This window comes from Stenotrophomonas sp. C9D9, from assembly GCF_056491205.1.
The window spans coordinates 1,426,205-1,446,951 of the sequence record NZ_JBSZIF010000004.1; the positions used below are offsets into that span (position 1 = coordinate 1,426,205).

Annotated in this window: 17 protein-coding genes and 1 pseudogene; 10 read left to right on the top strand and 8 right to left on the bottom strand. The window is 67.5% G+C overall.

Annotated elements, in window-relative coordinates:
* The first annotated feature begins 47 nt into the window (after positions 1-47).
* The 3 genes from ACXI0D_RS11960 (at position 48) to ACXI0D_RS11970 (ending at position 5,289) form a co-directional block, all read left to right on the top strand.
* Positions 48-2,720 carry a polysaccharide deacetylase family protein gene (locus ACXI0D_RS11960; RefSeq protein WP_049446820.1) on the top strand — a complete coding sequence of 891 codons (2,673 nt, stop codon included), beginning with the start codon at positions 48-50 and terminating at the stop codon, positions 2,718-2,720.
* Positions 2,721-2,723: 3 nt separating this feature from the next.
* Positions 2,724-4,073, top strand: coding sequence for a tRNA uridine-5-carboxymethylaminomethyl(34) synthesis GTPase MnmE (gene mnmE / locus ACXI0D_RS11965; RefSeq protein WP_119007393.1), 1,350 nt, complete (start codon positions 2,724-2,726; stop codon positions 4,071-4,073).
* 100 nt (positions 4,074-4,173) lie between these two features.
* Complete coding sequence (locus ACXI0D_RS11970; protein ID WP_101766354.1) at positions 4,174-5,289, top strand: glycerophosphodiester phosphodiesterase; 1,116 nt, start codon at positions 4,174-4,176, stop codon at positions 5,287-5,289.
* A 108-nt stretch (positions 5,290-5,397) separates the two neighbouring features.
* Here ACXI0D_RS11970 and ACXI0D_RS11975 read toward each other — a convergent pair whose 3' ends face one another.
* Both ACXI0D_RS11975 and ACXI0D_RS11980 read right to left on the bottom strand, forming a co-directional pair.
* Positions 5,398-6,168 carry a rhomboid family intramembrane serine protease gene (locus ACXI0D_RS11975; RefSeq protein ID WP_014039034.1) on the bottom strand — a complete coding sequence of 257 codons (771 nt, stop codon included), beginning with the start codon at positions 6,166-6,168 and terminating at the stop codon, positions 5,398-5,400.
* Between the two features lie 107 nt (positions 6,169-6,275).
* On the bottom strand, positions 6,276-7,238 hold the full coding sequence (locus ACXI0D_RS11980; protein ID WP_010487446.1) for a TerC family protein: 963 nt from the start codon (positions 7,236-7,238) through the stop codon (positions 6,276-6,278).
* Between the two features lie 348 nt (positions 7,239-7,586).
* Here ACXI0D_RS11980 and ACXI0D_RS11985 point away from each other — a divergent pair, with 348 nt between their 5' ends.
* Together ACXI0D_RS11985 and ACXI0D_RS11990 are read left to right on the top strand one after the other, a co-directional pair.
* Entirely contained in the window at positions 7,587-8,756 is a 1,170-nt protein-coding gene (locus ACXI0D_RS11985) for a class I SAM-dependent rRNA methyltransferase (protein ID WP_049436108.1), read from the top strand.
* A gap of 177 nt (positions 8,757-8,933) precedes the next feature.
* Positions 8,934-10,175, top strand: a complete 1,242-nt coding sequence (locus ACXI0D_RS11990; protein ID WP_049446826.1) for a dipeptidase — start codon at positions 8,934-8,936, stop codon at positions 10,173-10,175.
* Positions 10,176-10,268: 93 nt separating this feature from the next.
* On the opposite strand, the pseudogene ACXI0D_RS11995 reads toward ACXI0D_RS11990, so the two are convergent.
* The 3 genes and pseudogenes from ACXI0D_RS11995 to ACXI0D_RS12005 all read right to left on the bottom strand — a co-directional run bounded on the left by ACXI0D_RS11995 (position 10,269) and on the right by ACXI0D_RS12005 (position 13,473).
* Positions 10,269-11,697, bottom strand: a pseudogene (locus ACXI0D_RS11995) (amino acid permease).
* A 208-nt stretch (positions 11,698-11,905) separates the two neighbouring features.
* On the bottom strand, positions 11,906-12,346 hold the full coding sequence (locus tag ACXI0D_RS12000; RefSeq protein ID WP_479642745.1) for a hypothetical protein: 441 nt from the start codon (positions 12,344-12,346) through the stop codon (positions 11,906-11,908).
* Between the two features lie 44 nt (positions 12,347-12,390).
* On the bottom strand, positions 12,391-13,473 hold the full coding sequence (locus ACXI0D_RS12005; protein ID WP_197621986.1) for an aldo/keto reductase: 1,083 nt from the start codon (positions 13,471-13,473) through the stop codon (positions 12,391-12,393).
* Positions 13,474-13,573: 100 nt separating this feature from the next.
* Here ACXI0D_RS12005 and ACXI0D_RS12010 point away from each other — a divergent pair, with 100 nt between their 5' ends.
* Complete coding sequence (locus ACXI0D_RS12010; protein WP_101766350.1) at positions 13,574-14,476, top strand: LysR family transcriptional regulator; 903 nt, start codon at positions 13,574-13,576, stop codon at positions 14,474-14,476.
* A 124-nt stretch (positions 14,477-14,600) separates the two neighbouring features.
* Here ACXI0D_RS12010 and leuE read toward each other — a convergent pair whose 3' ends face one another.
* Complete coding sequence (leuE, locus tag ACXI0D_RS12015) at positions 14,601-15,230, bottom strand: leucine efflux protein LeuE (RefSeq protein WP_101766349.1); 630 nt, start codon at positions 15,228-15,230, stop codon at positions 14,601-14,603.
* Positions 15,231-15,245: 15 nt separating this feature from the next.
* Positions 15,246-16,217 (bottom strand): LysR family transcriptional regulator, encoded by a 972-nt coding sequence (locus ACXI0D_RS12020; protein WP_049446833.1) that lies wholly within the window; start codon positions 16,215-16,217, stop codon positions 15,246-15,248.
* Between the two features lie 91 nt (positions 16,218-16,308).
* Here ACXI0D_RS12020 and ACXI0D_RS12025 point away from each other — a divergent pair, with 91 nt between their 5' ends.
* The gene (locus ACXI0D_RS12025; RefSeq protein ID WP_049446836.1) at positions 16,309-17,316 is read left to right on the top strand and encodes a zinc-binding alcohol dehydrogenase family protein; all 1,008 of its coding nucleotides are present in this window, start codon (positions 16,309-16,311) and stop codon (positions 17,314-17,316) included.
* Between the two features lie 67 nt (positions 17,317-17,383).
* Here ACXI0D_RS12025 and ACXI0D_RS12030 read toward each other — a convergent pair whose 3' ends face one another.
* Complete coding sequence (locus ACXI0D_RS12030) at positions 17,384-17,989, bottom strand: glutathione S-transferase family protein (RefSeq protein WP_049446838.1); 606 nt, start codon at positions 17,987-17,989, stop codon at positions 17,384-17,386.
* 55 nt (positions 17,990-18,044) lie between these two features.
* Between ACXI0D_RS12030 and ACXI0D_RS12035 the strand changes: the two genes are divergently transcribed.
* The 3 genes from ACXI0D_RS12035 (at position 18,045) to ACXI0D_RS12045 (ending at position 20,747) form a co-directional block, all read left to right on the top strand.
* The gene (locus tag ACXI0D_RS12035) at positions 18,045-19,613 is read left to right on the top strand and encodes a DNA recombination protein RmuC (RefSeq protein ID WP_049446840.1); all 1,569 of its coding nucleotides are present in this window, start codon (positions 18,045-18,047) and stop codon (positions 19,611-19,613) included.
* A 61-nt stretch (positions 19,614-19,674) separates the two neighbouring features.
* Positions 19,675-20,064: a hypothetical protein gene (locus ACXI0D_RS12040; RefSeq protein WP_479642602.1), complete on the top strand. Its 390-nt coding sequence runs from the start codon at positions 19,675-19,677 to the stop codon at positions 20,062-20,064.
* A 137-nt stretch (positions 20,065-20,201) separates the two neighbouring features.
* Positions 20,202-20,747, top strand: a complete 546-nt coding sequence (locus ACXI0D_RS12045; RefSeq protein WP_049446843.1) for a glutathione peroxidase — start codon at positions 20,202-20,204, stop codon at positions 20,745-20,747.

A 20,747-nucleotide genomic window follows, 5' to 3' on the forward strand; every position in this document is an offset into this window, starting at 1 on the left:
GGCGTTAGAATCGCCGGCACACTGTTCCTGCATCCATCGAGTCCGCCATGCCGCGTGCGTCGTCGTTCCGCCTGTTCCTGCCCTCGTTGTTGTTGACCCTGGTCGTTGCCGGCTGTGGCGACAAGGACGCGAAGGCACCGACGACCACCGTCACCCAGCCGAGCGCGCAGGCCGCGGCGGCCGCCGATCCGGCCGCTGCACCGCTGCTGGCGGCGCTGCAGAAGCAGCTCGACGGCTACCGCCGGATCATCGTGCTGCTGGCCGACGAGGAACAGCAGTCGGCCGCCGACCGCGGCACCTCCACGCGCGTCGGCCAGCAGCTGTTCCACGATGGCCTGGAACAGCGCACGGCGATCGCCGCGCAGTTCGACACCCTGCTGCGCGGTTCCAGTCCGCAGCGCTTCGCCACCCTCGGCACCGTGCTGGACTACATCGAATCTGCGCCGGAACTGTTCGATGCCGATCGCCTGGCCTTCCGCGAAGTGCTGCGTGATCTGCATGAGCGGGTCGGCACTGATTCGTCGCTGCCGGCGGTGAAACTGCACCAGCGCATCGGTGAGGACCTGGAGGCGCTCGATGAGATCGAGCGCAACTACAACCAGGAACTGACCCGCATCTTCAGCCGCTTCGAGCGCACCCGCGCCATCGAACTGAAGCGCGAGAAGTGGGACGACTACATCGCCCACCTGCACAAGGACTACAGCCGCGAAGCGATCCTGCGCGACTATGGCGTGATCGAGCCGTACCCGATGTCGATGAAGGACAGCGACCGCGAGATCTTCGGCCGCGACCTGCCGGCCAAGACCGTGGTGCTGACCTTCGACGATGGCCCGCACAAGGCCTATACCGATGAAGTGGTGGCCATCCTCAAGCGCTACGACGTGCCGGGCGTGTTCTTCGAGGTGGGCCGCAACCTGGGCAAGGTCGAGGCCGACGGAAAGGTCAGCCTCGGCCCGATGGCGAAGATCAGCCGCAACCTGATGGAAGAGGGCTATGCGGTCGGCAACCACAGCCTGACCCACGCCCAGCTGTCGCGCACCACCGGTGACGCGCTGCGCCAGCAGGTGCTCGACACCGACACGCTGCTGAAGGATGTCGACAGCAAGCGCGCGCCCCTGTTCCGCTTCCCGTACGGCGCGCGCAATGCCGAGGGCCTGCAACTGCTCAACGAGGCCGGGCTGAAGTCGATCATGTGGAACATCGACTCGATGGACTGGGCCGACCCGGTGCCGGAGTCGATCGTGCAACGCGTACTCGACCAGGTGAACAAGGAACAGCGCGGCATCATCCTGTTCCACGACATCCACGATCGTGCGGTGAAGGCGCTGCCGCAGATCCTCGACCGGCTGATCGCCGATGGTTACCAGTTCGCCGGCTGGAACGGCCGCGACTTCACCGTTGCCCGTGCGCGCAAGGGTGATGCCGGTGCCGCCACGGTCACCACCGGCTACGAGAAGTCCTGGGCGATCGTGGTCGGCATCGACAACTATGCCAAGTGGCCGAAGCTGGAATACGCCAGCCATGACGCACAGGCGGTGGCCGATACCCTGACCGGGCAGTTCGGCTTCCCGTCCTCGCAGGTGATCGTGCTGAAGAACGAGCAGGCGACCCGCAACAACATCCTGGCCGCCTTCCACGACCGCCTGGCCGACGACCGCACCGGCAAGAACGACCGCGTGTTCGTGTTCTTCGCCGGCCATGGCGCGACCCGCCAGCTCGCCTCCGGGCGCGACCTCGGCTACATCATTCCGGTCGATTCGGACCCGAAGGAATTCGCTACCGACGCCATCGCGATGACCGACATCCAGAACATCGCCGAGAGCATGCAGGCCAAGCATGTGATGTTCGTGATGGATGCCTGCTACAGCGGCCTGGGCCTGACCCGTGGTGGCCCCTCGTCGTCGTCGTTCCTGCGCGAGAACGCGCGTCGCAGCGCGCGGCAGATGCTGACCGCCGGTGGTGCCGACCAGCAGGTGGCCGATGCCGGCCCCAACGGCCACTCGGTATTCACCTGGGTGCTGCTGCAGGCGCTGGCCGGCAAGGGCGACCTCAACGGCGACGGCCTGATCACCGGTACCGAGCTGGCCGCCTACGTGGCACCGGCAGTTTCGGCGGTCTCGCACCAGACCCCGGCCTTCGGCAGCCTGCCCGGCTCGCAGGGCGGTGAGTTCGTGTTCCAGGTGCCGGACAGCCAGGAATTCCTCAACGCCGATACGCGCCAGCTGACCGCCGATGCGATCGCGCTGAACAACAAGGTGGATGCGGCCAGCGAGGCCAAGGGCAGCCAGGCGCCGGTGACCGTGGCCGACCTGCAGGGTGGCAAGGCCAAGCTGGTGGTGCCCACCGCCGGCCCGGCGTCCGACCGCCAGCGCGCGCAGCAGGCCAACGACCGCGGCCTGCAGCTGTACCGCGAGAAGCAGTACGACGAAGCGGCCGCGCAGTTCACCGAAGCGCTGAAGCTGCGCCCCGATTTCGCCCAGGCGGCGAACAACCTCGGCTTCGTCTACTACCGTCAGCAGCGCTACGCCGAAGCGGCGCGCTGGCTGGAGAACACGCTGAAGATCGATCCGTCGCGCGCGGTCGCCCATCTGAACCTGGGCGATGCCTACTTCAACGCAGGCGACAAGGCCAAGGCCAAGCAGGCCTATACCACCTACCTGGCGCTGCAGCCGCAGGGCAGCGGTGCTGCACAGGCGCGCGCGCAGCTGGAGAAGCTTTGAGCGATGGACGATACCTTTCGCACTGACACCATCGTAGCCATCGCCAGCGCACCCGGTGCCGGCGGCGTCGGCCTGCTGCGCCTGTCCGGCCCGCGCGCTGCGGCCATCGCCAACGCGCTGGGTGCGCCCGCGCTGCGCCCGCGTCATGCGCACTACGCACGCCTGCGCGATGCCGACGATGAGGTGATCGACGATGGTATCGTGCTGTGGTTCCCGGCGCCGAACAGCTTCACCGGCGAAGAGGTGGTGGAACTGCAGGGTCACGGCAGCCCGGTGCTGCTGCAGCAGCTGGTCGCGCGCTGCATCGCGCTCGGTGCGCGCCAGGCGCGGCCTGGTGAGTTCAGCGAACGGGCGTTCCTCAACGGCAAGCTGGACCTGGCCCAGGCCGAGGCCATCGCCGACCTGATCGCCGCGGGCGACAACCGTGCCGCGCGCGCTGCACGCCGTTCGCTGGATGGTGTGTTCTCGCGCCGCATCGACGCCGTGGTCGAGCAGCTGGTGCTGCTGCGCATCCATGTGGAAGCGGCCATCGACTTTGCCGACGAACCACTGGATACGCTCGGGGGGGCACAGGTGCGGCGTGGGCTGGAGCAGGCACGCGGCGATCTTGTCCTGCTGCGGCGGGACGCCGAGCGCGGCCGCCGCCTGCGCGATGGCCTGCATGCGGTGCTGATCGGCCCGCCGAATGCCGGCAAGAGTTCATTGCTCAATGCGCTGGCCGGCAGCGAGCGCGCCATCGTCACCGACATCGCCGGCACCACCCGCGACACGCTGCGCGAGACCATCCGTCTGGATGGCCTGGAGCTGACCCTGGTCGACACCGCAGGCCTGCGCGACGGCGGCGACGCCATCGAACGTGAAGGCATGCGCCGAGCGCACGTGGAAATCGAGCGCACCGACCTGGCGCTGATCGTGCTGGATGCGCGCGATCCGGCGGCCGGTGAAGTGGTGCTGGGCGATGCCGTGGCGGCGGTGCCGCACAAGGTCTACATCCACAACAAGTCGGACCTGCTGGATGTGCTGCCGGCGCTGGACGATCCGGACCGCGTGTTCGTCTCGGCCGCCACCGGCGCCGGGCTCGAAGATCTGCACGCGCGCCTGCGTTCGATCGCCTCGGCCGGGGCAGGCGAGCAGGTGGACGGCGAATTCTCCGCGCGCACGCGCCATGTGGATGCGATCGAGCGTGCGCAGGAGCATGCACAGCGCGCCGACGGTGAGCTGGCGCATGAACATCTGGAGCTGGCCGCCGAGGAACTGCGGCTGGCGCATGACGCACTGGGCGAGATCACCGGGCAGATGAGTGCCGATGACCTGCTGGGAAGGATCTTCTCTAGCTTCTGCATCGGGAAGTAGGCAGGGGTCGGAGCCCCTTCGGGGATCCGACCCCAGTCCCCCACCTGTCACATTGCCGCCTCATACTGACGCCCATCACATACCGCTTGGGGAAGTCGCAGTGAAGTCGTGGGGTTGTGCGTTGCTGTTGTCGCTGGCCGTGGCACCATCGGTGGCCATGAGTGCTGAATCCTCCACCCCGGCCGCACCCAAGGTGTCGGTCTACGGCCATCGCGGGGCAAGCGCACTGCTGCCCGAGCACACCCTGGCCTCGTATGCGCAGGCCATCGCCGATGGCGCCGACTACATCGAACCGGACCTGGTCATGACCAAGGACGGGGTGATGGTGGCCCGCCACGAGAACGAGATCGGTGGCACCACCGACGTCGCCTCGCATCCGGAGTTCGCCAGCCGCCGCACCAGCAAGGTGATCGACGGGCAGAAGGTCGACGGCTGGTTCACCGAAGACTTCACCTTGGCCGAGCTGAAGACCCTGTACGCACGTGAGCGCCTGCCGGAACTGCGCAGCACCGCCTACGACGGCCAGTTCCGCATCGCCAGCCTGGACGAGATCCTGGCCTTCCTGGTGCAGCAGGCCGGGCGCGCCAACCGCGGCATCGGCCTGGTGCCGGAGATCAAGCACCCGACCTACTTCCAGTCCATCGGCCTGCCGATGGAGGACAAGCTGCTGGCCGCGCTGCGTGGCAACGCGTATACGAACGTCGGTCCGGTCACCATCCAGTCGTTCGAGACCGCCAACCTGCGCTACCTGCACGGCAAGATCGGCCGGGGCAGCAACATCCGCCTGCTGCAGCTGCTGTGGAAGGGCGATACCCAGCCGGCCGACATCGCCAAGGCCGGCGGCACGCTGACCTACGCACAGATGATGACCCCGGCCGGCCTGAAGGACATCGCCGGCTACGCCGATGGCATCGGCCCCGAGCTGCGCTCGATCATTCCGCTGGATGCCAAGGGCGCGCTGGGCACGCCGACATCGCTGGTACGTGATGCACACGCGGCCGGACTGATGGTGATTCCGTACACCTTCCGCCCGGAGAACCACTTCCAGCCCAGCAACCTGCGCAAGGGTGCCGACACTGCGCGCAACGCGGAAGGCTCGATCGCCGAGATGCGCGCCTACCTTGCGACCGGCATCGATGCCTTCTTCACCGATGATCCTGCGCTCGGCCGGCAGGCGGTGGACGGGATGGGCACGGCGGCGAATGCGGCGAACTGACGGACTCTGGTAGATGCCAACCTTGGTTGGCACACGGCAGGAGTGCCGACCAAGGTCGGCCACTACCGGTTCATGAGGTTGCCGGCCAGCGGCCGGCACTACCATCGCTCAGCCGCGCGGCTCGTCCGGGCGGCGGAACGGGATCACCACGTAGTCCTGGCCCTCGCGCGGCTGCCACAGCACCGGCACGCGCTGCGGTGACGGCGGCTCCAGCTCGTCATCGGCCAGCGGCTCGGCCTCGTCTTCTTCGTCTTCCCAGCTGTAGCGCTGGCGCGGCGGCAGCGGATCGGCGTTGCGGAACAGCAGCGCGGCGATGATGCCGGCGAAGGCCCCGCCCATGTGCGACTGCCAGGACACGCCGTCGGCGTGCGGCAGGATGGTCATCAGCATGCCGCCGTAGAACAGCATGCCGATCAGGCCGGTGGCGATCGCCGCACGGTCGCGGCGCAGCAGGCCCAGGCTGGCCAGCAGGAACATCAGGCCATGGGTCACGCCACTGGCGCCCAGATGCACGCTGCCCGGATTGCCCAGCATCCACGCACCGAGGCCCGAACCCAGCCACAGCAGGGGCAGGGCGCGCACGGTGGCTTTCGGATAGACGCTGCCGGCGAGGGTGCCAAGAATCAGGATGGCGATGCTGTTGGCGGCGATGTGCTCGACCGAGGCATGCAGCATCGGCCCGCCGATCAGGCCGAGCAGGCCCTTGGCTTCCAGCGGTGCGACCGCCCACGGTCGCCAGTCGAACGTGCCTTGCAGGGCGAACACGGCCACCAGCACCAGCACGGCGGCCAGGCTGACATTGAACGCCCGCAGGATGCGCGAGCGGTCATTGCGGGGGGCCGGCACGTCGCCGGCGGGCAGGGGCGCGTTGTTGTCCATACCTCAGCAATGGCGGTGGCTGGCGCGAAACCAAGGCCACCGCGGCGGGAGAGTGGGGGGCGGCCGGCGGGACAATCCCACCGGCCGCGCCGTTCAGCCGGTCAGGTTCAGGCCTGGCCTTCGCCTTCCTTCGGCGGGTACTTCAGGCTCAGCACCACGGTGGCGGCGATGATCACGGCGACCACGCCCAGCGAGACCGGGGTCGGGATCTTGAACAGGTCGATGATCATCATCTTGATGCCGATGAAGCCCAGTACCAGCGCCAGGCCGTACGGCAGCAGGTGGAAGCGGTCGGCCATGCCGGCCAGCAGGAAGAACATCGCACGCAGGCCCAGCACCGCGAACACGTTGGAGGTGAGCACGATGAACGGGTCGGTGGTGATCGCGAAGATCGCCGGGATGCTGTCCACGGCAAAGATCACGTCGGTGACCGCGATCAGGATCAGCACCGCGAACAGCGGGGTGAACCAGCGCACGCCATCGCGTTTCACGCTCAGTGCGTTGCCGGCGTAGTCCGGCAGCAGGCGCAGGTGCTTGCGCATCCAGCGCAGGGCCGGGTTGGTCTCCAGGTCCGGCTCCTGGCCGGCGGCGAACCACATCTTCCAGCCGGTGAACAGCAGGAAGGCACCGAACACGTAGAGCAGCCAATGGAACTGGCTGATCAGCACGCTTCCGGCGAAGATCATGATCGTACGCAGCACGATCGCGCCCAGGATGCCGATGATCAGCACCTTCTGGCGTTGCTCCTCCGGCACCGCGAAGTAGCTCATGATCATCAGGAAGACAAAGATGTTGTCGACCGCCAGCGCCTTCTCGACCAGGTAGCCGGTCAGGAACTCGAGGCCGACCTTGTTGGCCACGACCTGGCCGGCGGTCTCATTCAGGTAGTACCAGAGGCCCGCATTGAACAGCAGGGCCAGCGCGACCCAGCCGATGGACCACCACAGGGCCTCCTTGAAGGTGACCTTGTGCGGTCCACCATGGCGCATCAACACGAGGTCGACCAGCAGGGCGATGACCACCACCGCTGCGAAGCCGCCCCACAACCACACGTTACCGATCGTCTGCATTGGGAATGTCCGTTGGAAAGATGAATGCCAGGCCGGACGGCGAGGATCTGCAACGGAGGATCGGGAGGGGATCCAGGGACAGAGCTTCGCCAGTACGGCGAAGGTCTCGCTCGCAGTTCCAGTCGGCTGGAACTGCCGTTGCACCGGAGCCTGCGGGCTCGAAATGACGGCGACAACGTCTGGGAGCTACTCCCCTTCTGGCGCCGATTCTGCGGCCTGGCCGGGCTGCCGTCAAATACCGGGTGACCGGGGTCCCCGCTCTGGTGGACGCCAACCTTGGTTGGCATGCCGGCCGGGGCCAGAGCCCCTGCGGGGATCTGACCCCGGCGCCCGGTTTACAATAGGTGGATGAATACCCCCCTTCCGATTGTCCGCCTCAAGAACGCGTGGCGCTCCAGCCACCCGTGGATCTTCCAGAAACTGGTCGAGAAGCCGACCGTCCGGCCCAAGCCCGGTTCCATCGTCGACGTGGTCGGCATTGATGGCGAGTTCATTGGCCGCGGGTTCTACAATGGGCATTCGCGCATTGCCGTGCGCATCCTCGAGACCGACCAGAACGTGCCGGTGGATGCCGGCTGGTTCTCGCGCAAGATCGCCCAGGCGGTGTCGCTGCGCCGTGAGGTGCTCAAGCTCGATGCGGTGTCCGACGCCTGGCGCGTGGTGCACAGCGAAGGCGATGGCCTGTCCGGCCTGGTGGTCGACCGCTACGGCGACCTGGTGGTGGTCGAGTTCTTCGCCGCCGGCATGTTCCGCCACCGTGAGTGGATCTACGACGCCCTGCGCGAGCAGTTCCCGGGCTGCCGCTTCCACAGTTTCGCCGACGAGCACGTGCAGAAGCAGGAAAGCTTCGATTTCCACGGCAACACCACCACCGAAGCGTCGGTGATCACCGAGTACGGCATCAAGTTCCGCGCCGACCCGGCCGGTGCGCACAAGACCGGCTTCTTCGCCGACCAGCGCGAGAACCGCGAATGGCTGAGCCAGCAGGTCGAAGGCAAGAGCGTGCTGGATCTGTGCTGCAACACCGGCGGTTTTGCGGTGTATGCGGCGGCGCGCGGCGCCTCGGACGTGGTCGGCATCGACATCGATGAAGACGTCATCCAGATCGCCAAGGGCAATTCGCGCCTGAACAACGTGCGCCCGAAGTTCGTCCAGTCCGATATCTTCCCGTGGCTGCGCGATGCGGCCAATCGTGGCGAGCAGTACGACGTGGTGATCCTGGACCCGGCGAAGATGACCCGTGACCGCGACCAGGTGATCACTGCGCTGAAGAAGTACCTGGACATGAACAAGCTGGCGCTGGGCGTGGTGAAGCCGGGCGGCCTGTTCGCCACGTTCTCCTGCACCGGCCTGGTGGCCGAGGACCAGTTCCTCGACATGCTGCGTCGTGCGGCGTACTTCTCCGGCCGCACGATCCAGATCCTGAAGGTAGCCGGCGCCGGCCCGGACCATCCGTTCATGGCCCACGTGCAGGAATCGCGTTACCTGAAGGCCGTGTTCTGCCGCGTGGTCGACTGACGGTCGGCTTCTGCGTTCGCCGGGCATGAATCATGTCCACTGCCCGGCGGTCAGCTTTCCGCGCATTGCGATGCGTTCGTGAAAGTGGCGCCCCATTGATGAGGGGCGCGGCTCGGCTCTACAAAAGCGCTGGCCGCAGCGCTATGGTCGGGCTCTTCCCATTCGCGGTGAGAGCCCATGCCTTCGTTGCGCCACCTGTCCGTTGTGCTTGCCCTGGCGCTGTGCGCGCCGCTGTCCGTCCACGCCGTTGAGTTCAGCGCGCAGGAGCTGGCCCGTGCCAAGGCGCTGCAACAGCGCCTGGTCACCCTCGACAGCCATCTGGATACGCCGGCTAACTTTGGTCGCAGCGGCTTCGACATTGAGCAGCGCCACGACCGCAACGCGCTTTCGCAGGTCGACTACCCGCGCATGGTCGAAGGCGCGCTGGACGGTGGCTTCTGGGCGATCTACACCGATCAGGGCGACCGTACCGCTGCCGCCCATCTGGCCGAGCGTGACCATGGCCTGCAGCGGCTGATGGAAATCCGCGAGATGCTGGCGGCCAATCCCGAGCGCTTCGCGCTGGCGCTGACCGCCGATGACGCGGCGCGGATCAAGGCCGCCGGCAAGCGCGTGGTCTACATCAGCATGGAAAACGCCAGCCCGCTGGTGGAAGACCCGAGCCTGCTTTCGTTCTACCACCGCGCCGGCCTGCGCCTGCTCAGCACCGTGCACTTCGCCAACAACGAGTTCGCCGATTCGGCCACCGACCCCAAGGGCGCGGAGTGGAAGGGCCTGAGCCCGGCGGGCAAGGACCTGGTGCGGCAAGCGGTGAAGCTGGGCATCGTGATCGACCAGTCGCATGCCTCGGACGCGGTGTTCGACGACCTGCTGGCGATGATGCCGGTGCCGTTCGTGCTGTCGCACAGCTCGGCCAAGGCCGTGTATGACCACCCGCGCAATCTGGATGACGCGCGCCTGCGCAAGCTGGCCAAGGCCGGTGGCGTGATCCAGGTGAACGCGTATGGCGGCTACCTGATCGACACCGCGAAGACGCCCGAGCGCAAGCAGGCCGAAGAAGCGCTGAGCAAGCAGTTGGGCGGCTGGGAAGGGATGGGCATCGAGCAGGGCGTGGCCCTGTTGAAAGCCGAACAGGCACTGGACCATGAGCACCCGGTGCGGCATGCCAGCCTGGACGACTTCTTCGCCCACTTCGAGCACATCCTCAAGGTGGTCGGCCCCGAGCACGTGGGGATCGGGCTGGACTGGGATGGTGGCGGCGGCCTGAGTGACCTGCCCGATGTCAGCCAGCTGCCGAAGATCACCGCCTGGCTGCTGCGCAAGGGCTATACCGAGAAGCAGATTGCCGGCATCTGGGGCGGCAACCTGCTGCGGGTGATGCGCCAGGCGCAGGATTACGCGGCAAAACAGGGCGGGTGAAACGCCCTGCGGTAGTGCCGGCCGCTGGCCGGCATTGCCCGTATCAACAGGATCCGAGTTGCCGGCCAGCGGCCGGCACTACCGGTGAACCGGTTATTTCGCGATCAGCGCGTGGCGGCGGCTGTACAGGAAGTACAGCACCAGGCCGACCGCGTTCCACAGCAGGAAGTACAGCTGCGTGCTGTGCGGCAGGCTGAGGAACAGGTAGATGCAGCCCAGCGCGGCCAGCGGGCCAACCACGAAAGCAGCCGGTGTACGGAAGCTGCGCTCGCGGTTCGGTTCGCGCAGGCGCAGCACCACCAGGCAGACGCCCACTGCAGTGAACGCGGCCAGGGTACCGGCGTTGGCCAGTGCCGCGATCTCGTCCAGGCGTGCCACGCCGGCCAGCGCCGACACCACGACCGCAGTGAACAGCGTGGTCGCCACCGGCGTGCCGGTACGCGCGTTGACCTTGGACAGGCCACGCGGCAGCAGGCCATCGCGGCTCATCACGAAGAAGATGCGGCTCTGGCCGTACAGGAAGGCCAGCAGCACGGTCGGCAGCGCGATGATCGCGATCACGCCGATCACCATTGCCGCGGTCGGGTGACCCAGCTGGCGCATGATCAGCGCCAGCGGCTCGGCGCTGTGGCCGAACACTGCATAGCTCATCGCACCAACGGCCGCGAGCGCGACCAGCACGTAGACGATGGTGCAGCCGATCATCGAGCCGATGATGCCGATCGACAGGTCGCGGCCCGGGTTCTTGGTTTCTTCGGCGGCGGTGGAGATCGCATCGAAGCCGTAGAAGGCGAAGAAGATGATCGCTGCCGCCGCCATTACGCCGTGTTCGACGCCATCAGGGCCCATCGACTTGGCAAAGCCATAGGGCATGAACGGCTGCAGGTTGGCGCTGTCGAAGGCGGGCAGGGCCACGGCCACGAAGATGGCCAGCGCGATCAGCTTGAACACCACCAGGATGGCATTGAGGGTGGCGCTTTCCTTGGTGCCGGCCATCAGCATGCCGGCCACCAGCCAGGTGATGACGATCGCCGGCAGGTTGATCATGCCGCCTTCCACGTGCGGGCCGGCTGCGAGCCAGGCTGGCAGGTGCACGTTCCAGCCGAACTGGGTGTGGACCCATTCGAGGAAGCCGACGAAGTAGCCGGACCAGCCCACCGCCACCGTACTCACCACCAGTGAGTACTCCAGGATCAGGCTCCAGCCCACCACCCAGGCGAACACCTCGCCCAGCGCGCTGTAGCTGTAGGTGTAGGCACTGCCGGCGGCCGGCATCGTCGTCGACAGCTCGGCGTAGGACAGCGCCGCACAGGCGCAGACCGCACCGGCGATGGCGAAGGAGATCAGCACCGCCGGGCCGGCCAGGTTGGGCACCGACGCCGATCAGCGTGTAGATGCCGGTGCCGACGATGGCACCGATGCCCAGCGCGATCAGGTGCGGCCAGCTGAGCGTCGGGATCAGGCGCCTGCCGGCTTCGTGGACGGTGACGGAATCTAGGGACTTGCGCCGGAACAGGGACATGCAGGCCTCGGAAGGGGTGACTAAGAACGACAAGTTCCCGAGTGTGACCGAACGCAGCGCAGCATTACCACTGACGGGGGTCATACGTGGGTCAGATGCGTCATCGATGCGCTTGCACTCCGGGCATGCTGCCGGAATCGGCACAATTGTCAGCAGAATTCGAATTTACTCGAGGTCCCCCGGGTGTCTGGAACCCTGTCCCTGTAGTTCACGCCACTTCCCTGCCAGGCCAGTGGCAGCCGTCTTCCTGCCAGGCCTCGACGTCATCGTGGAAGGTGGTGCGACGCCCGTCGCGGGTACGCTCGTAGCTCAGGTCCAGCACCAGCGCGCCCTGCGTGCTCAGCAGGTAGCGGCCGTTGAGGCGCCCGTTGATGCGCTCTTCCCAGACGCTGTCGAACTGGTACGGGCGGTCTTCGGCCAGCACGGTGGTCTCCATCGAAACCCGGCACAGCAGCAGGCGTTCGTGGTGCCCGGCGTAACGCACGTCGGCCTGGCCATCCTCCAGCCAGCGCCATTCCAGGTGGATGCTGTCGTTGCGACCGCCGCTCAGGCAACGATGGTCCTGCGCGGTGCCGGCAGACGCAGTGCCGGCCAGCAGCAGCAAGGGCAGGGGTGCAGCGAGCCAACCGGACCATCCGCGCGCATCCATTCGAGAAGGGAGGGCCAGCATAGCCCGCCCTCCCTGCCACGGCCTCAGCCTCCGCGTGGCCGCAGGCGTGTACCGCCGCTCATCAGCATGCGCGGCAACGGCATCTGCAGGAAATCGTGCGGGAAGGCCGGCGCCACCATGCTGATCGCATCGAGGCGGGCCAGCGCCTCGGCGGGAAGCGCCAGCTCCAGTGCGGCCAGGTTGTGCTCGAACTGCGCCAGGGTGCGGGCGCCGATGATCGGCAGCGCGCCTGCGCCAGGTCGCTGCAGCAGCCAGGCCAGCGCGACCTGGGCCGCCGAACATGAGAGATCGGCCGCGATCTTTGCAACTTCCCCGGCGATCTGCAGCGAACGCGGTGTCAACGCGCCATTGATCAGGGCCACACTGCGGCGCGATCCGCCCGGCGTGGCCTGCAGCGACTCGGTGCTGGCCAGGTCAGCCGCGCTGTACTTGCCGGTCAGCACGCCGCTGCCCAGGGGGGACCACGCCACCACGCCCAGACCCAGGGCCTCGGCCATCGGCAGCAGTTCGTGTTCGACGCTGCGCTGGATCAGGCTGTACTCGATCTGCAGCGCTACCAATGGTGACCAGCCACGCAGATCGGCCAGGGTCTGCATGCGCGCGATCTGCCAGGCCGGCGTATCGGAGATGCCGGCGTAGAGCACCTTGCCGCTGCGGACCAGGTCGTCGAAGCCCCGCATCACCTCGTCCACGCCGGTGGTGTCGTCCCAGGCATGCAGGTACAGCAGATCCAGATAGTCGGTACCCAGCCGGCGCAGGCTGTCCTCCACCGAGCGCAGCATGCTCTTGCGATGGTTGCCGGCGTTATTGGGGTCACCGGGCACGGTAGCGAGGGTGTATTTGCTGGCGATCACCAGCCGGTCGCGCTGGCCCCGGGCAAACCGGCCGAGCAGGGTCTCGGCACTGCCATTGGTGTAGTTGTTCGCGGTATCGATGAAGTTGCCCCCGCGTTCGACGTAGCTGTCGAAGATGCGGCGGGCCTCGGCTTCGTCCGCACCCCAGCCCCAATCGGCGCCGAAGGTCATCGTGCCCAGCGCCATCGGGCTGATTCGCAGGCCGGAGCGGCCGAGCAGGCGGTAGTGGTCCAGCGACATGACAGGTTCCATCACAGGAAGGCGGGCATCCCGCCGGGAGGCACAGCATCTGCCGCCCGATCCTGTGGATAAACTGGATGGAACCGGACTCACCATGAAGGTTGGCTTCACAATGAATCCCTCCGCACCGTTGTCGGCGGTGGTCGCCTTCGTCCACGTCGCCGACAATGCCAGCTTCACCCGCGCCGCCGATGCGCTGGGCATCTCCACCTCGGCGCTGTCACAGAGCGTGCGCGCGCTGGAAGCGCGGATGGGGGTGCGCCTGCTGCAACGAACCACGCGCCGGGTTGGCCTGACAGAACACGGTGCGCGCTTCCTCGAGCGTGTACGCGGCGGGCTGGAGCAGATCGAGTCGGCGTTCGCAGATCTCGACAGCGCGCGCGCGGTTCCGGCCGGCAAGCTGCGCATCACCCTGCCGAGGATCGTCGCTGAGCGCCGGGTGCTGCCGGCACTGCCCTCGTTCCTGGCGCGCTACCCGCAGGTGGATGTGGAGCTGTGCGTGGAGCCGGCGTTGACCGATCTGGTGGCCGAAGGCTTCGATGCCGGCATCCGCCTCGGCGAATCACTGGCGCGCGGCATGATCGCGGTACCGATCGGGCCGCCGGAACGGCAGGTGGTGGTGGCCACGCCCAGCTACTTCGCGCAGCACGGCATTCCGGCCAGCCCGCACGATCTGCAGGGCCATGCATGCATCGTCCACCGTCGTGCCAACGGCCGCTTGATGCCCTGGGAGTTCAGTCGCGATGGCCACGACATGGAAGTGGAGGTTGATGGGCGGCTGGTGTTCAACGATGCCGAACTGGCCTATGCCGCCGTGCTGGGCGGGCTCGGCATGGCGCAGGGGTTCGCGTCACTGGTGGCCGATGATCTGGCGAGAGGGCGCCTGCAGGCGGTGCTGCAGGACTGGCAACCGCCGTTCCCAGGCTTCCACCTGTATTACCCCGCCCGCGAGCATATGGCGCCGAAGCTGCGGGTGTTCATTGATCACCTGCGCGCGGAACTGCACGGCGGGTAGAGACCCGCCTCATGAACGCCGACGGCGCCAGCGCCGACCAGGGTCGGCGACTACCGGATCCCGCGCTCTGGTAGATGCCAACCTTGGTTGGCAGATGTAGCGCCGAGCCTGCTCGTCTGCGGTATCAGCCGTTCAGCCCCAACCGGATGCCGAACCCCACCAGGAACAGGCCGGCCACCCGGCGCAGCGCATCGCTGACCCGCGGATGCTGGATCAACCGGCGGCGGGCCAGGTTGCCCACGCCGATCAGCATCGAGCAGTAGGCGATGCTGACCACCAGGATGATGCCGGCCAGCGCGGCGAATGTGGCGATGCCCTGGTGTGCCTTGGGATCGATGAACAATGGCAGGAAGGCCATGTAGAACAGGATCGCCTTCGGGTTGAGCAGGCTGACCAGGATCGCCTGCTGGAAGTAGCGGCCCGGCTGCATGCGGATCGGGCCAGCGTCACCGCCCTCGTGCTTGGGCGTTCGCAGCAGGCTGATGCCGACCCATACCAGGTAGGCCGCACCGAGGTACTGCACTGCGTGGAACACCAGCGGGTTGGCCTTGAGCAGCGCCGCCACGCCGGCCAACGCCAGCCACATCAGGATCTGGTCGCCGACCAGCAGGCCGGCCAGCGCGGTATAGCCGCCGCGCACGCCACCACGGCCGGTGGCGGTGAGCAGGGTGAAGGTGCCGGGGCCGGGCAGGGCGAGGAACACCAGCACGGCGACCAGAAACGTCCACAGGTCCTGGATGCCCATCCACGGCATGGCGGCGTTCTCTTGTTACGGGGGGCCGCCATTGTCGGCCAGTGCCGCCGTTGGCGACAGTGGGCGGGTCAGGCCATCGGGCATGCCAGACAGCAGCGGTTGCAGGTGCTGGCGCAGCTGCGCATGCAGTTGCCGTACCGCAGGCGAAAACTGCTTGCGGTGCGGGCATACCAGCTGCAGCGGGATGCTGCTGCCAACCCCGTCGAGCAGCAGCTGCAGGCGCCCGGCCCGCACGTCTTCGCGCAGGTCCAGCCAGGACTTGTAGGTGATGCCTTCGCCGGCCACCGCCCAGCGCCGCACCACGTCGGCGTCGTCGCAGACCAGCGGGCCGCGCACCGGAATCACCGTGCGGCGTGCGTCGACCTCGAAGGACCAGCGATCGTAGGCGCGGCCATTGAGTTGATAGACCAAGCAGTCGTGCTCGCGCAGATCCTCCAGGCGCGTGGGCGTGCCACGCCGCTGCAGATAGCCGGGCGAGGCGGCCAGCACGCGCCGGTTGCCTTCCAGCAGCGGAAGGGCGACGTAGTTGGCGTCGTCGAAGTGACCGATGCGGATGGCCACGTCGACCGGGTCGCGGAACACGTCGGCCACCTCGTCGGACAGGCGCAGGTGCAGGCGCAGCCGCGGGTGCGCGGCGCGGAACGCACTCAACCACGGCAGCAGCAGGTTGCGGCCGAAGTCCGACGGCGCCGACAGCTGCAGGGTGCCGTGCAGTTCGGCGTCTTCGCCCTGCACGCGGGCCTGGCCCTCGCGCAGGGTCGCCAGTACCTCCTGTGCATAGGGCAGGTACAGCGCGCCTTCGCCGGTCAGGCGCAGGCTGCGGGTGGTGCGCACGAACAGGCGCAGGTCCAGCTCGCGTTCCAGCCGTGCTACCGCCGCGGCGACCTGGCCGGGCAGCAGATCGGCTTCGCGGGCGGCCTGGGAGAAGCTGCCCAGCGCGGCAGTGCGGACGAACAGCTGCAGGTCGTCGAAGCGGATCATCTTCATTGTTGGAGTGAAAGTGCTGCCCGATTCTGCACCTTTCTGCGGGGGTGCGCGCGGCGCAACCTGTCGCCTCCTTTCCCACTGGACCGCTGCCATGCGCGCCATTGCCTACACCCACGCCGGCCTGCCGATCGATGATGCCCGGGCCCTGATCGACATCGACCTGGCGCTGCCGCAGCCCGGCCCGCGCGACCTGCGGGTGGCGGTACGTGCGGTGGCGGTGAACCCGGTCGACACCAAGGTCCGCCGCAACATGGCCACCGACGGCCCGCGCGTGCTGGGCTGGGATGCGGTCGGTATCGTCGAGGCGGTGGGCAGCGAGGTGACCCTGTTCCAGCCTGGCGATGCGGTCTACTACGCCGGCGTGATTGACCGCCCGGGCAGCAACGCCGAGTACCAGCTGGTGGACGAGCGCAGCGTCGGCCGCAAGCCGGCCAGCCTCGACGATGCCGCCGCCGCCGCACTGCCACTGACCGCGATCACGGCGTGGGAGTTGCTGTTCGATCGCCTGCGCATCCCGGAGGGCGGTGGCGAGGGCCAGACCCTGCTGGTGATCGGTGCTGCCGGTGGCGTTGGTTCGATCCTGGTGCAGCTGGCGCGGAAGCTGACGAAACTGACTGTGATCGGGACCGCCTCGCGTCCGGATACCCAGGACTGGGTGTATGCGATGGGCGCGCATCACGTGATCGACCACAGCCTGCCGCTGGCCGAGGGCCTGGCGCGGCTGGGCATCAGCGAGGTGCAGCACGTGGCCAGCCTGACCCACTCCGACCAGCACTACGCGCAGATCGTGGAACTGCTGGCGCCGCAGGGCCAGCTGGGGCTGATCGATGATCCCGGCCAGGTCGATGTGATGGCGCTCAAGCGCAAGGCGTTGTCCCTGCACTGGGAGTCGATGTTCACCCGGCCGCTGTACCGCACCGCCGACATGCAGCGCCAGCACGACCTGTTGAACCGGGTGGCCGAGCTGATCGATGCCGGTGTGCTGCAGACCACCCTGGGCGAGCACTTCGGCCGCATCGACGCGGCCAACCTGCGGCGCGCCCATGCGCTGCTTGAAAGCCACCGCGCCAAGGGCAAGATCGTGCTGGAAGGCTGGTAACACCGGTTGTTCCCGCGCCCTTGGGGTCAGATCCCTTTCCCCTTGGGACAGGGATCTGACCCCTGCCTCAGCCCACGCCGTTGTCGACGTGTTCGGTGAAACCCGGCTGCTGTCGCAGGCGTTCGAACCACGCCGCGACGTGTGGCAGCACGGGCTTGTTGCCGGGCGTGCTGCGCCAGCGTTGGGTCGATAGCCCGAGCACGATGTCGGCCAGAGTGAAGGTGTTGCCCGCCACGTGCGAATGGCCACCGGCCAACTGTGTGTCGAGCACGCCCATCAAGCGGTTCCACTGCGCCAGGCTGGCCTCGGCGCGGGCGTCATCCGGATAGTCCGGATGCTGGCGCACACGCGCCATGAATACATGGCGCCAGGCGCTGTTGAGGTCGCTGGCCTGCCAGTCCATCCACTGCTCGACCCGGGCGCGGTCCTGCGCCGTACCGGGCAGCAGGTCGTCACGGCCAGCGCGTACGGCCAGGTAGCGGCAGATGCTATTGGATTCCCACAGCACGAAGTCGCCATCGCGCAGTACCGGCACCTGCCGGTTCGGGTTCAACGTGGCCAGCAGGTCCGCAGGCGGTTCTGGCTCGTGGTGAAGTGGCAGGTCGAGGTCGGCGCACAGCCACAACACCTTGCGCACGTTGATGGAGGTGGGCTTTCCGTACAGAGCGAGCATGGGGGCTTCCGGGGCGGACCGACCCAGCCTAGCGCAGCGGGGCTAAACTGATCGCATGAATATCGAAGTCCTCTTGATCCTGGCAGTGGTCCTGCTGCTGGCGACCCTGGTCACGCTGTTGCTGCTGTGGCGTCGCAGTGCCGGCGGTGCACCGTCCGGCGAACTGCAGCGGCAACTGGACAGCGAGCGCGAACAGCATCGCCTCGCCCTGGTCGATGCCGGCCAGCTGCGCGGCCGCCTCGATGCGCTGGGCGCTGAACTGGAAAACGAACGGAGCCGCAGCCAGCAGCACGCACAGGCCGTCACTACGCTGACCGCCCGGGTGGAGCGCGAAGCGGCGCTGTCGGCCAGCCGCGAAGCACAGCTGGCCGAACGTGAAGCGGCCCTGGCGCAGGCGCGCGCTGCCGTTGCGGACACCAGCAGCGAACTGCAGCAGGCGCAGCAGCGCTACCAGCAGCTGCACGGTGAACATGCCCGCGCGGTGGCCAATCTGCAGCACTCCGAACGCGCCAGTGCCGAACTGCGCAGCTATCTCGATACGGCCAAGGAAAAGCTGTCCGGCGCCTTCGCCGAACTGGCCGGCAAGGTGTTCGACGAACGTGGGCAGCAGTTCGAGAAGAACGTGCGGCAGGCGACGGTGCAGTCGCGCGCGGATATCGAGGGACTGCTCAAGCCGTTCGCCGACAAGCTGGGCGACTTCCGCACCCGCGTCGATACCCTGTATGGCGAGGAAGCGCGGCAGCGCGCCAGCCTGCTGGGTGCGGTGGGCGAACTGAAGACGCTCAACCAGGACATGGCCGCGCAGGCTTCGGCGCTGACCAACGCGCTGAAGGGCAATGCCAAGGTCCGCGGCGACTGGGGCGAGCTGATGCTCGACAACGTACTGCGCGGATCGGGCCTGGAAGAGGGCGTGCACTACCAGCGGCAGAAGCATGCCGTGGATGACGAAGGTGCGCGCCTGCGACCGGACGTGGTGGTGCAGTTCCCCGACGAGCGCAGCGTGGTGATCGACAGCAAGGTGAACCTGATCGCCTGGCAGGAAGCCATGAATGCCACCACCCCGGAGCAGTCCGAAGACGCCTTGCGCCGGCACGCGGTTGCGCTGCGCCAGCACGTGAAGGACCTGGGCGAGAAGAACTATCCGAAGGCGTTGGGCAGCGAGACGCTGGACATCACCATCGCCTTCGTTCCCATCGAAGGTGCCTTGTCGGCCGCACTGGGCGCCGATGGCAGCCTGCAGGCGTTCGCCTTCGACAACCGCGTGGTGTTCGCCTCGCCCAACACCCTGATGGCGCTGCTGCGCGTGGCCGAGCGCCTGTGGACGCGCGACAAGGTGCAGAAGCAGGCGCTGAAGATCAGCGAAGCCGGTGGCCTGGTGCTGGACGCGCTGACCGGGTTCCTGCAGGACTTCACCGCCATGGGCAAGAAGCTGGATGATGCCGGCAAGGCCTACGCCGATGCGCGCAATCGCCTGATCGATTCGCCGCAGTCGGCCATCAGCCGCGCCCGTCGGCTTGCCGAACTGGGCAGCAAGGCCAAGCGCGCGCTGCCACCGGAGCTGACCCCGGACCCGATGCAGCAGCTGGGCGCGCCGGAGGAGGAGGAGGACGGCAATGCGGGCTGACACGTCCCGTGCACCTGCGCCTGGCTATGCTGGGCGCCCTGGGTCCGTGGCGGGTATCGACATGCGCTTCCGCTCCTGTGCCGTTCTTCTCCTCGCTGCGTTACTGGCTGCGTGCAGCAGCACGCCCCCGGTTGCCAACACCACCACGGCCGCTCCCACGCCGGAAGCCAGCGAGGCCTACCGCGAAGCACGTGACGTCGACTGCCAGGCCGCCGGCGGCACCCTGCAGCGGCTCGGCCGCCTGCAGCGCGAGCAGTGCGTGATTCCCTATGCCGACGCCGGCAAGGCCTGCAGCCGCAAGAGTGACTGCACGGGCCAGTGCCTGGCCGGGGGCGAGGTGGCGCCCGGTGCTGTGGCGTCCGGTACCTGCCAGCGTGATGCCCGCCAGAACTTCGGGTGCCGCCAGCGCATCGATGACGGCAAGGCGCAGGGCACGATCTGCGTGGACTGATCGTCGTGCCGGCCGCTGGCCGGCAACCGCATGAACCCCCGGGAACGATCGCAGCATTGCCGGCCAGCGGCCGGCACTACCGGCGTCGCGCGGCGCTATGCTGGTGGGCCATTCCCCGACGTAGCCGGAGCCCCCGCGTGAGCACCCCGATCCAGGACATTTCCCTCACCACCATCGACGGCCAGCCGTCCTCGCTTGCCGACTACCAGGGCAAGGTGCTGTTGCTGGTCAACGTTGCCTCCAAGTGCGGCCTGACCCCGCAGTACGAAGGCCTGCAGGCGCTGTATTCGGAAAAGCACGCGCAGGGCCTGGAAGTGCTGGGCTTCCCCGCCAACAACTTCCTCGGCCAGGAGCCGGGCAGCGAGGCCGAGATCCAGCAGTTCTGCCAGCTCACCTACGATGTCAGTTTCCCGATGTTCTCCAAGATCAGCGTGGCCGGTGACGACACCCACCCGCTGTACCAGCAGCTGACCGCTGCGCAGCCGCAGTCGATCGGCGAAGGCCCGCTGCGCGAGCGCCTGGCCAGCAAGGAGATCCCGATCCATCCGGCACCGGCGGTGCTGTGGAACTTCGAGAAGTTCCTGGTCGGCCGCGATGGCAAGGTCGTCGCCCGCTTTGCGCCGGACGTGGCCGCCGATGATGCGCGCCTGCGCGAGGCCATCGAGGCGGCACTGGCGGCCTGA